10 protein-coding genes and 1 pseudogene are annotated in these 12,247 nt (G+C 61.6%); all 11 read right to left on the reverse strand.

The features are described from left to right. Nucleotides 1–146: pseudogene (locus JWR14_RS36600) on the reverse strand (cell division protein FtsA); the annotation flags it as partial. Between the two features lie 27 nt (nucleotides 147–173). Then, nucleotides 174–926: a cell division protein FtsQ/DivIB gene (locus JWR14_RS36605; protein WP_299719330.1), complete on the reverse strand. Its 753-nt coding sequence runs from the start codon at nucleotides 924–926 to the stop codon at nucleotides 174–176. Nucleotides 927–950: 24 nt separating this feature from the next. Further along, nucleotides 951–1,922 (reverse strand): D-alanine--D-alanine ligase, encoded by a 972-nt coding sequence (locus JWR14_RS36610; RefSeq protein WP_299719332.1) that lies wholly within the window; start codon nucleotides 1,920–1,922, stop codon nucleotides 951–953. Next, nucleotides 1,919–3,331, reverse strand: coding sequence for a UDP-N-acetylmuramate--L-alanine ligase (murC, locus tag JWR14_RS36615; protein ID WP_299719334.1), 1,413 nt, complete (start codon nucleotides 3,329–3,331; stop codon nucleotides 1,919–1,921). Before murC ends, JWR14_RS36610 begins: the two co-directional genes overlap by 4 nt. Then, on the reverse strand, nucleotides 3,328–4,473 hold the full coding sequence (gene murG, locus JWR14_RS36620) for an undecaprenyldiphospho-muramoylpentapeptide beta-N-acetylglucosaminyltransferase (protein WP_299719337.1): 1,146 nt from the start codon (nucleotides 4,471–4,473) through the stop codon (nucleotides 3,328–3,330). Before murG ends, murC begins: the two co-directional genes overlap by 4 nt. Beyond that, nucleotides 4,470–5,798 (reverse strand): putative lipid II flippase FtsW, encoded by a 1,329-nt coding sequence (ftsW, locus tag JWR14_RS36625; RefSeq protein ID WP_299719339.1) that lies wholly within the window; start codon nucleotides 5,796–5,798, stop codon nucleotides 4,470–4,472. Before ftsW ends, murG begins: the two co-directional genes overlap by 4 nt. Then, on the reverse strand, nucleotides 5,795–7,306 hold the full coding sequence (gene murD, locus JWR14_RS36630; RefSeq protein WP_299719342.1) for a UDP-N-acetylmuramoyl-L-alanine--D-glutamate ligase: 1,512 nt from the start codon (nucleotides 7,304–7,306) through the stop codon (nucleotides 5,795–5,797). Before murD ends, ftsW begins: the two co-directional genes overlap by 4 nt. Before the next feature lie 29 nt (nucleotides 7,307–7,335). Further along, entirely contained in the window at nucleotides 7,336–8,505 is a 1,170-nt protein-coding gene (gene mraY, locus JWR14_RS36635; protein WP_089162472.1) for a phospho-N-acetylmuramoyl-pentapeptide-transferase, read from the reverse strand. Between the two features lie 15 nt (nucleotides 8,506–8,520). Then, nucleotides 8,521–9,933 carry a UDP-N-acetylmuramoyl-tripeptide--D-alanyl-D-alanine ligase gene (gene murF, locus JWR14_RS36640; protein WP_299719347.1) on the reverse strand — a complete coding sequence of 471 codons (1,413 nt, stop codon included), beginning with the start codon at nucleotides 9,931–9,933 and terminating at the stop codon, nucleotides 8,521–8,523. Then, complete coding sequence (locus JWR14_RS36645) at nucleotides 9,930–11,474, reverse strand: UDP-N-acetylmuramoyl-L-alanyl-D-glutamate--2,6-diaminopimelate ligase (protein WP_299719349.1); 1,545 nt, start codon at nucleotides 11,472–11,474, stop codon at nucleotides 9,930–9,932. The genes murF and JWR14_RS36645 overlap by 4 nt, the downstream gene beginning before the upstream one ends. After that, a partial coding sequence (locus tag JWR14_RS36650) for a penicillin-binding transpeptidase domain-containing protein (protein WP_299719351.1) occupies nucleotides 11,471–12,247 on the reverse strand: 777 nt, incomplete at its 5' end. The genes JWR14_RS36645 and JWR14_RS36650, both read right to left, overlap by 4 nt.

Below are 12,247 nucleotides of genomic sequence, written 5' to 3' on the forward strand. Positions count from 1 at the left end.
ACGCCCTTCTTCAATCCCTTCGAGTCGCTCTGGCCGAGCCCGATCACCTCGTAGTGGCCTTCGCCTTTCAATTCGGCGACGATAGCCACCACCTTCGACGTCCCGATGTCGAGGGCGACCAGCAAGTCTTTGTAGTCTTTGCTCATAGGGTGCTCATTGCCTGTGATGTCTGCTTACTTCTTCGCTTTGTCGGTGTCGCTGATGAAGCGCATGCCGGCGGCCTTGACTGCAAAGCCGTTCGGATAGCGCAAATCCGCGTACTCGATGTCATTTCCCCACCGCCCCGTCACCGCCGACCACGCCGCCACGAACCGTCGGCTGCGATCAAACAACGTGTCCTGATTGCGCTCGCGCCCCAATTCGATCTGCGTGCCGTTGGAAAGCTTCACTGTCCACGCATATCGCGGCGACAAGATGACTTCTTCCGGATGCGCATCAAGCGGCGCAAACCACTTCGTGAAATCGTGATACCGCGCTACTACTTCTTTCGCCGATCCATCCGGCCCTTCGAACGCGGGCAGGTCGTCATCGAGCTCGCCCTGGTTTGCCGTGAACAGATCGCCGTCCACGCTCACCAGTTGATCCGTACCCCACGTGCCGAGCGGCTTGAATTCCTCCAGCGTCACCGCCAGCGCATTCGGCCACACGCGACGCACGCTCGCGTGGCGCACCCACGGCATCTGTTCGAACGCGGTGCGTGCTGCATCGAGATCGACAGTGAAGTAGTTGCCCTTCAAATGCCCCACCACGCTCGCGCGAACGGTCGGTGAATTGATGTGCAACGTGTCGCCGTCAATCTGGATCTCGCGCAGGCGGAACTCGGGCCGCTGGATCGCCCAGTAACCGGCGGCCCCAAGCAGCACGAACACGAGCAATACGTGCAGTGCGTTGGCCGTGAGGTTCAACTGGCGAGCGTTATTCCACATGTTCTTTACGTTCCAAACCCGGTCTCAATCCTGCAAGGTCAACGACAACACTTTCACCACCAGATCCTTGTAGCTAATCCCGACCGCTCGCGCCGCTTTCGGCGGCAGCGAGTGATCCGTCATGCCCGGTGCGGTGTTCACTTCCAGGAAATACGGATTGCCGTCGCCGTCCATCATGAAATCCGCGCGCCCCCAGTCAGTGCAGCCGAGCACGTCGAAAGCACGGCGTGAAAGCTGCTTCATGCGCGCTTCGTCGGCGGGCGTCAGGCCGCAGGGAATCGGGTATTGCGTGTCGTCAGCGATGTACTTCGCGTTGTAGTCGTAGAACTCGCCGGCCGGCACGATCTTGATGATCGGCAAGTCCAAGTCGCCCGCGATACAGCACGTGTACTCACCGCCGCCTTCAATGCTTTTCTCGACCAGCACGATCTTGTCGAACTTCGCCGCTTCGATCAGCGCCGGCACCATTGTTTCCGCGCTCTTCACCTTGATCACGGCAACGCTCGATCCTTCGCTCGCCGGCTTCACGAACAGCGGCAAGCCGAGCCTCGCAATGCTCCGCTGCGCCGCGTCTTCGTAGTCGTCGCCGCGCATCACGACTTCGAACGGCGGCGTGGGCACGCCGGTTTGTTGCCAAACAAGCTTCGTGCGAAATTTATCGAGGCCGAGCGCCGAACCAAGCACACCGCTACCCGTGTACTTGATGCCGTAAAAATCGAGCGCACCCTGCAACTGGCCGTTCTCGCCATAGCCGCCATGCAACGCGATAAACACGCGCGCAAACCCTTCGGACTTCAACTCGGCCAACGGCCGTTCCGCCGGATCGAACGGATGCGCGTCGATGCCGGCATCGCGTAATCCCTGCAGCACAAGACGCCCCGAATTCAGCGATACCTCGCGTTCAGCCGTTTCCCCGCCAAGCAGCACGGCCACTTTGCCGAACGCCTTCGGGTCGATCGCGTTCGCGCTCACATTGCTCGTCGCGTTACTCGTCATTTCAAAACCTTCGAATCCTGAACTTGTGTCGTCAACCGGCCGCACACGCCGCCGATAGAACCCGCGCCCATCGTGATCACTACGTCGCCATTGCGTGCCAGCGTGGCAATCGCGTCCGGCATCTCATCCACTGTTTCAACAAACACCGGCTCCACTTTCCCTGCCACGCGAATCGCACGCGCTAACGCGCGGCCATCGGCGGCGACGATCGGCGCTTCGCCTGCCGCATAGACGTCGGTGAGCACGAGGGCATCGACCGTGGACAGCACCCGCACGAAGTCTTCGAAGCAGTCGCGCGTGCGCGTGTATCGATGCGGCTGGAACGCAAGCACCAGACGGCGGCCAGGAAATGCACCGCGCGCCGCTGCAACCGTCGCAGCCATCTCGACCGGGTGATGGCCGTAGTCGTCAATCAGCGTGTACGCGCCGCCTTCGGATGCTTTCACGTTCACTTCGCCGTAGCGCTGGAAACGCCGGCCTACGCCGGTAAATTCCTGGAGTGCCCTCTGGATATCGGCATCGGAGACTTCAAGTTCAGTCGCAATTGCGATAGCGGCCAAAGCGTTCTGCACGTTGTGCGTGCCCGGCAGATTCAGCACGATGTCCAACGGAGATGCATCTTCACGCAACGCCGTGAAATGCATCTTGCCGTCGTGGGCTTCCACGTTCACCGCGCGCACTTGCGCTTCGGCGCCCAGGCCGTATCGGATGATCGGCTTCGATACAAACGGCAGGATTTCACGCACGTTCGGATCATCCACGCACAGCACCGCGATGCCATAGAACGGCAACCGATGCGTGAACTCGATGAACGCCTGTTTCAGCCGCGCGAAGTCGTGGCCGTAGGTGTCCATGTGATCGGCATCGATGTTCGTGATGACTTCGATCACCGGGAAAAGATTCAGGAACGATGCGTCCGATTCATCGGCTTCAGCCACGATGAAATCGCCCGTACCCAGCCGCGCATTCGCGCCCGCGCTGATCAGCCGTCCGCCGATCACAAACGTAGGATCGAGTCCGCCCGCGGCCAGCACGCTTGCGACCAGCGACGTAGTCGTGGTCTTGCCGTGCGTGCCGGCAATCGCGATGCCCTGCTTCAGCCGCATCAGTTCCGCGAGCATCACAGCGCGCGGCACGATCGGAATCCGGCGATGGCGCGCGGCCAGCACTTCGGGGTTATCGGAGCGCACGGCGGTGGACACGACCACGGCATTCGCGCCGTCAATATTCTCTTCACGATGCCCAATCGCCACGCGTGCGCCCAGCGTGGTGAGGCGGTCGGTTATGCCGTTGCTCGTCAGATCCGAACCGCTGACCTGATAGCCGAGGTTGAGCAACACCTCCGCGATGCCGCTCATCCCCACGCCGCCAATGCCGACAAAGTGAATGTGTTTGACGATATGTTTCATGGCTGGATTTCCTTCGGCGCTTGTATCAGCGCGCTCAAGCCGGCTACATCGGCGCAGACCCGGCCAACGCGTTCAGCCGCGTCGGGTTTCGCCAAAGCGCGCGCTTTCTCGGCCATCGAGGCAAGCGTCTCGCGAGTCTGTTCGCGCAACCAGCCAGCGAGCTTTTCCGCCGACAAATCGCGCTGTTGTATTAAGTGGGCCGCGCCCGCATTGGCGAGGAACGCGGCGTTAGTGGTCTGGTGATCATCGACGGCGAAGGGGAACGGCACGAACAACGCCGCCACGCCAACGGCCGCGATCTCCGATACGGTCATCGCACCCGAGCGGCAGATCACAAGATCCGCTGCGGCGTAGGCGCTCGCCATATCGTCGATGAACGGCACGAGCTGCACGTCCTCTTCCGATGTCAAACCCGCCGCCGTGTAGTTCGCTTTCAACGCATCGATATGCTTCGCGCCCGCCTGATGCACGACACGCGGACGCATCGCGGGGTCGAGCAACGCAAGCGCTTTCGGCACGGTTTCATTCAAAGCGGCGGCACCCAGACTGCCCCCGACGACCAGAACGTTAAGACGCGCTTTAGCATCTGCATTCCTCGCGGCGTAGCGTTCTTTGGGTGGCAAAGCCTCAGCAAGTTCCGCACGAATTGGATTTCCGGTCCATTCAGCATTCGGCAGCGCATTCGGGAACGCGACCAGCACGCGTTTGGCCACATGCGCGAGCACCTTGTTCGCCAGTCCCGCGATTGAATTCTGTTCGTGGAGCACGAGCGGCGTGCCGCTCAGCTTCGACATCAAACCCGCTGGAAACGTGATGTATCCGCCCATGCCGAGCACTACATCCGGCTTCACCTTGCGCAGCGCGTGCAGGCTTTGCGAACATGCACGCAGCAAGTTCACCGGCAACATCAGCTTCGTCTTGATGCCCTTGCCGCGCACGCCGCCAAAGCGCACGTATTCCATCGCGATACCGTGCTTCGGCACAAGCGTCGCTTCCATGCCCGACGCATTGCCGAGCCACACGACACGCCAGCCGCGCGCCTGCATCCAGTGAGCGACCGCGAGCCCCGGGAACACGTGTCCCCCGGTGCCGCCGGCCATCACCATCAGCGTGCCTGCGCGAGATGACGTCGAAACCGTCATACCTTTCCTCCGCGCATGAGCACCCGGTTTTCGTAGTCCACGCGCATCAGCACCGCAAGCGCGACGCAGTTCAGCAAGATGCCCGAACCTCCGTAGCTCACCAGCGGCAACGTCAGACCCTTGGTCGGCAGGAGACCGAGGTTCACGCCCATGTTGATGAAGGTCTGCGCACCGAACCACAGGCCGATACCCTTCGCCATCAAACCGGCAAATGTCCGGTCGAGCGCGAGCGCTTGACGGCCGATTTCGAACGCGCGCCGCACGATCCAGTAGAACAGCAGGATCACGATCAGCACGCCGACAAACCCGAGTTCCTCGCCGATCACCGCGAGGATAAAGTCGGTGTGCGCTTCCGGCAGGTAGTTAAGCTTCTCGACACTGCCGCCCAGTCCCACGCCGAACCATTCGCCGCGGCCGAACGCGATTAGCGAGTGCGTCAACTGGTACGCCTTGCCTTGTGCATAGCGGTCATCCCACGGATCGAGGTAAGCGAAGATCCGTTCACGACGCCACGGCGATGCCCACACGAGCAGCGCAAACGTGCCAACGGCCGTTGCCACCAGGCCGCCGAACAGCTTGGCGTTCACGCCGCCAAGGAACAACACACCCATGGCGATCACCGCGATCACCATGAACGCGCCCATGTCCGGCTCGAGCAGCAACAACGCGCCGACGAAACCGACGGCAACGGCCATCGGCAAAAAGCCGCGGCCGATGCTGTGCATGAACTCCTGCTTGCGCACCGTGTAGTTGGCCGCGTAAATCGTCACGGCGAGCTTCATGATTTCCGACGGCTGCATGTTCGTGATGCCGAGCGGAATCCAGCGACGCGCGCCGTTCACGCCCTTGCCAATGTGCGGAATCAGCACGATCACCAGCAGGAACAACGAGAACAGGAAGAACTTCGCCGCGTACTTGTCCCACGTGGACACCGGAATCTTGAACGCGATGATCGACGCTACGACAGCCGTTGCGATGGATACAAGGTGACGCACCAGGAAGAAGTAGTCTTTGTACTGCGCATATTTGGGCGAATCAGGCATGGCGATGGATGCCGAATACACCATCACGACCCCTATCCCGAGCAGCGCGATCGTCACCCACAGCAGCGAGTAGTCGTAGTCGAGCATGCGCGAACGAATTGGCGTCACGCCGTTCACCGCGCTTGAAATACCACTCGCCCGCTCAGCCACACGCGCACCGATGCCACCCAGTGAGCCCACGCCGCCCGTGCGCGATGCGCGGCCGCCGAGCGTGGCGCTGTCGTTGGCAACGGCGTTGCGTTGACCGGTCAGTTTCGAGCCAAAGCGTTCGGACCAGCTCATAGCATCACTCCCCGTTCTGCCGCAATATCAGCCACCGCTTGCCGGAATACATCCGCGCGATGTGCGTAGTTCTTGAACATGTCGAAGCTGGCGCACGCAGGCGACAGCAATACAGCGTCGCCCGGCTGTGCCAAAAGCGCGGCTGCTTGCGTCGCGGCTTCGAGCGTCGCGTGGTCGTGCAAGGGCACGTCCGTTTCCGCGAGCGCTTCGCGAATGCGCGGTGCGTCGCGGCCAATCAGCATCACCGCCCGGCACCAACGCCCGACCGGCGCCGCAAGCGGCGAAAAGTCCTGGCCCTTGCCGTCGCCACCCGCAATCAGCAAAGTCTTTTGGGCCAGGCCATCGAGCGCCGCGACCGTCGCGCCGACATTCGTGCCTTTGCTGTCATCGACGAAATCAATGCCTTCAATTTGCGCGATCACTTCCACGCGATGCGGCTCGCCGTGATATTCACGCAAGCCGTGAAGGAGGGAAGCCAAAGGCAAATCGATAGCCCGTGCGAGCGCCAAGCCCGCCAGCGCATTCGCGGCGTTATGCAGACCGCGAACGCGCAGTGCATCGACGGGCATCAGGCGCTTCGAATACACGTTCGGCTCAGCCGCGACATCGCTTTTACGCCGGCGTGTGGGCGCGGGTTCATCGCTGAGATCGCGGTCGTTGCCTTGCGCGAGCCATGCAATACCGTTCTCGCGCAGCAGACCGTAATCGCCGAGACGCTTCGGCTCGTTCAGACCAAACGTCACCACCAGCGCGGGATTTCCCGATCCCAGCGCCATGGTCCGCGCGTCGTCACGGTTCAACACGCGCACGGTCTTTTCACCAAAGATGCGGCCCTTCGCTGCAGCGTAAGCGTCGAGGCCGCCATGCCAGTCCAGATGATCTTGCGTAATGTTCAGCACTGCAGCAGCGTCCGGCGCGAACGAGTGTGCAGTCTCAAGCTGAAAACTCGACAACTCCAGCACCCAGACATCGGGCAACGCGGTGTTGTCGATTGCTTCGCTTAACTTGTCCAGCATCGCCGGGCTGATGTTTCCCGCCACCGCCACGGTCTTGCCGGCACGTTCACACAACAACCCGGTCAGCGCGGTCGTCGTGGTCTTGCCGTTGGTACCCGTAATAGCGATCACCTTCGGCACGTAGCCGTTCGCGCCAAGCGACTTCAACGCTTGCGCGAACAATTCCAGCTCGCCCCACACAGGGACGCCGCGTTCCCGCGCGGCGTCGAGGAGCGGCCTCAAATCATCAGCCAGAGGCGACAGTCCCGGGCTGATTGCAACAATCTCGATACCGCCATCGAGCAGCGCCGGCGTGAATTCACCGCCGACAAAGTCTGCATCGATGCCATGCACTGCGAGTTCCGACAGGTTTGGCGGCGTGGCGCGGGTATCGGCCACGCGCAGACGGCACCCGTGACGCGCGCACCATCGCGTCATCGCGAGGCCGGATTCACCGAGCCCCAGCACAAGCACCATCGGACTCTGCCGATCAAAGAACTTCTCGCCAAACATCGCTTTACCTTTTCCCGACCAACTAAAAATCAACGCAACTTCAGCGTCGACAAACCAAACAGACACAACATCAGCGTGATGATCCAGAAGCGCACGACGACCTGCGTTTCCTTCCATCCCGACAACTCGAAATGGTGATGCAGCGGCGCCATCTTGAAGATTCGCCGCCCTTCTCCGAAGCGTTTTTTCGTGTACTTGAAATAGCTGACCTGCATCATCACGGACACCGTTTCCGCGACAAACACGCCGCCCATGATGAACAGCACGACTTCCTGCCGCACGATCACGGCGATGGTCCCAAGCGCGCCGCCGAGCGCGAGTGCGCCGACATCGCCCATGAAGACTTGCGCGGGGTGCGTGTTGTACCAGAGAAACGCGAGCCCCGCGCCTCCCATTGCAGAACAAAAAATCAGCAATTCGCCCGCGCCGGGAATGTGCGGGAACAGTAAGTACTTCGAGTACACCGAGCTACCCATCACATAAGCAAACGCGCCAAGCGATGCGCCCACCAGCACGACCGGCATGATGACGAGACCGTCGAGGCCATCGGTGAGATTCACCGCGTTGCTCGAACCGACGATCACCAGATACGTCATCGCGATGAAGCCCCACGTGCCAAGCGGATAGCTGATCGATTTGAGGAACGGCAGCATCAAGTCGGCGCGGGCAGGCAAGCCCATCGACAAACCGCTACGCACCCAGGCCATGAACAAGTCGAACACACGCGCGTTGTTCGCCTCCGACACGCTGAACGCGAGATACACGGCGGCGAACAACCCGATCACGGATTGCCAGAAATACTTTTCCCGCGACGACATTCCGCGCGGGTCTTTATGCACGACTTTCCGGTAATCATCGACCCAGCCGATCACGCCGTAGCCGAACGTAACCAGCATCACGATCCACACGAAGCGATTGGTCAGGTCGGCCCAGAGCAACGTCGAAAACGCGATACCCAACAGGATCAGTACGCCACCCATGGTCGGCGTGCCGGACTTCACCAAATGCGTTTGCGGGCCGTTCGTACGCACGGCCTGACCGACCTTCAGCGAGGTCAATTTGCGGATCACCCACGGGCCGCAGACGAGGCCGACGAACAACGCCGTGATCGTCGCGCCGACAGCGCGGAACGTGAGGTAGGTAAACACGCGCAGAAAACTGGCGTCATTCTGAAGCCATTGCGCGAGTGCGAGTAGCATGCTGGTCCTTCTTCTTCAGTGCGCAGCAGGCGTTGTGCCCGCTGCGGGTTGGTGTGGACTCGTCACGGCGTCCACCACGCGTTCCATCTGCATGAAGCGCGAGCCTTTCACGAGAAACGTGGCGTCGGGTCCGAAGCCGGCGCCGGTGAGTGCTGCAATGAGTGAGGCGATATTGCTGAAATGCTGCCCTGTCAGGCCGAAGGCTTTGCTTGAATCGATGCTGGCATCGCCGAGTGCGTACAGCACGTCGATGCCGCGTTCAGCCGCATACGTTCCCACTTCGCGATGAAACGCCGGGCCCTGATCGCCGACTTCGCCCATGTCGCCCATGACCAGCACACGCGGCGACGGTTGCGACGCAAGCACGTCGATAGCCGCGCGCATGGAGTCGGGATTCGAGTTGTACGTATCGTCGATAACAGTTGCGCCTTCGATCGGTTTGAGCACCGCGCGCTTCACTTGCAGGCGGCCCTTGACCGGCTTAAATGCTTCGAGCCCGCGCTTGACGGCATCGAGTGAAACGTTCGCGGCAATAGCGGCAGCCGTAGCCGCCAACGCGTTGCGCGCGTTGTGTTCGCCCAGCACTTGCAACGCGACTTCGAGCGAACCTTGCGGCGTGTTGATCTCAAGTGTCGCGCCAACCAGCTTGCCGGTTACTGCTGCTTCCTTTTGCGACGCATCCGTATGTAAGGCGAAATCCATGATTGGATTGCCGGTCGCGGCGACGCGCCAAATGCTGGCGTATTTGTCGTCGGCGGGGAAAACGGCCGTACCGTTGGCGCCCAGCGCGTGAATCACCGATGCATGCTCCAGCGCGACCGCTTCCACCGTCGCCATGAATTCCTGATGCTCGCGTTGCGCGTTGTTGACGACAGCGACCGTAGGTGCGGCGATCTTCCCGAGCGTTTCCGTCTCGCCCGGATGATTCATGCCGAGCTCGATCACCGCCAGCTTGTGGGATTCGTTCAAACGAAACAACGTCAGCGGCAAGCCGATGTCGTTGTTGAAATTGCCCGCTGTCGCAAGCCGCGCGTTTTCGCCGACAGCCGCCGCGAGGATCGACGCGATCATTTCCTTGACCGTCGTCTTGCCATTGCTACCGGTGACTGCGATCAGCGGAATCGTGAAGCGCTTGCGCCAGCCGTGAGCCAATGCGCCGAGCGCCACCCGCGTGTCCCTGACCTTGATCGCAGGCACGGTGAAATTGTCCGGCGTGCGCGTGACCAACACCGCCGCAATATCGCGCTGCGCCACTTGTGGCAGGAAATTGTGGGCATCGAAACGATCGCCCTTGATCGCGATGAACAGATCGCCCGGACCCGCCGTACGGCTATCTGTGGAAACTCGGTCGAATGCGATGTTTTCATCGCCGATAACGATCGCGCCCGGAATCTGCAACGCGGCGTCGCGTAATGTGAAGAGCGTCATTCGCCACCTCCGCGCGCTTGCGTGGCGCGAGCGGCAAGCGCCAGGCGTGCGTGATCCTGATCGGAGAATGCGCGCTTTTTTCCCATGGTTTCCTGCGTTGCTTCGTGGCCCTTGCCGGCCAGCACGACCACGTCCTCACGCGCCGCTGTGCGGATTGCCTGAAGGATCGCGCTCGCGCGGTCTTCTATGCGGCGAGCTTTCGACGCGTCCTGAAACCCCGCGGCAACCTGATCGATAATCGCAAGCGGATCTTCTCCGCGCGGGTTGTCGCTGGTGATCACGACGTGATCCGCATTCTTCTCCGCGATAGCACCCATCAGCGGACGCTTGGTCGCATCGCGATCACCACCGCAGCCGAACATGCAGATCAACTGACCGCCACGCGTTTCGGCGATGGGCCGCAGCGCTGCCAGCGTTTTCTCGAGCGCGTCCGGCGTATGCGCGTAATCGATCACCACCAACGGCTCGTCGTTCTGCAAACGGCCGCCAAGGCGTTGCATCCGTCCGTTCACCGGTTCAAGCTTCGCGATCTGCGCGAGCGCGGCATCGAGCGGAATGTGCGCCGCCAGCAAAGCGCCGAGCACGCCGAGCAGGTTGCTCACGTTGAACTCGCCGAGTGTCGCAACTTCCACGTCGGCGTCGCCCCAGTCGGAACTCAAGTGAAACGCCGTGCCCGTCGCGGTCGCGCGCACGTTGCTGGCAAGCAGCAACGCATCGGCTTTTACATCAGCGCCGGCGGCGTTTTCAGCAATTCCATACGCAATCGTTCGCGTCCTGCCGTGACACGATGCAATCAAACGCCGACCAGCCGCGTCGTCACGATTGATGACCGCGGCCTTCAAAGCCGGCCACGCGAACAGCTTCGCCTTCGCCCCTTCATACGCGGCGAACGTGCCGTGATAGTCCAGGTGATCCTGCGTGAGATTCGTGAAGATGGCGATGTCGAACTTCGTGCCATTCACGCGCCCCTGATGCAGCGCATGCGACGAGACTTCCATTGCCACGGCCTTCGCGCCGTCAGTCTTGAACTGGGCAAACGTGCGTTGCAGCTGCGGTGCGTCAGGCGTCGTAAAACCTGAATGCACGAGCCTGCCCGGCATACCGCTTCCAAGCGTCCCAACCACCGCACAAGGCGTCCCCAAGGCGGACAGCGCCGTTGCGAGCCAATGGCTGCACGACGTCTTGCCGTTCGTTCCGGTCACGCCGGCGACCAGCATGGATTCCGTGGGCTCGCCATACCACGCCGACGCAATCGGCCCGGCGAGCTCGTTGAGCGCCTTGACCGCAAGCGTACGCGACGCGTCCGGCTTGCCGGTGAAATTCTCCGGCTGATACAGCACGGCAGCAGCGCCCTTTTCGAGCGCGGCATGGATAAAAGGACGGCTGTCCGCGCCATCCACGGCATAGGCGAAAAACACATCGCCGGGATTCAGCGAGCGCGAGTCGGCATGCAATTGCGCACTGGCGTCCGCGTGCGCACGCAACCACTCAACCGCTTTCGCGATCTGCGCCTGCTGCTTGACCAAGTCCAGACCGCTCATCGAACGACTCCCGGGTGATTCTTCGGATTCGTCGATACCTTCAGCTTCTTCGGCTGGTTCGCGTTCGTGTTCGTCGCGTTCGGCTTCTTGATGTCGGTGGCAGGCGTGCCGGAAGCGGGGTCATCGGACACCACCATCTGCTTCACCGCCATGTCCGGCGGAATGTTCAGCGAACGCAAGGTATCGCCGGCGATTGCCGAGAACACCGGACCCGACACCTGGCCGCCAAAGTGGCTGCCGGCCGTCGGTTCATCGACCGAAACCGCCACCACGATGCGTGGATCCGGCATGGGTCCCATGCCGACAAACGATGCGCGATACCGCGATTTATCGTAACCACGGCCCGCGTGCTTGTACGCCGTACCTGACTTCCCGCCCACGCGATACCCCGGCACGGCTGCGTCCGGCGACGTGCCGCCCTTCGCCGTCACGGTTTCCAGCATGGCGCGCACTTCACGCGCGGTGGTCGGCGCAAACACTTGCGGCCCCGTCACGGGCGCGTCGCCCGGCGTCCGGAAAATAGAGACCGGCAACACTTGTCCGTCATGCGCAATTGCCGTGTAGGCACGCGCCAACTGAAACAGCGACGCCGACAGGCCATAGCCATACGACATGGTCGCCTGTTCAATCCGGCGCCAGCTTTTCCACGGCCGCAGCCGACCCGACACCGCGCCCGGGAAACCGACCTTTGGCGCCTGCCCGAGCCCGATGCTCGTATACATGTTCCACATCTCTTCGGGTCTCAACTGCATCGCGATCTTGGTGGCTCCAAT

It is taken from the genome of Caballeronia sp. (assembly GCF_028292365.1).
GTDB lineage: Bacteria > Pseudomonadota > Gammaproteobacteria > Burkholderiales > Burkholderiaceae > Caballeronia.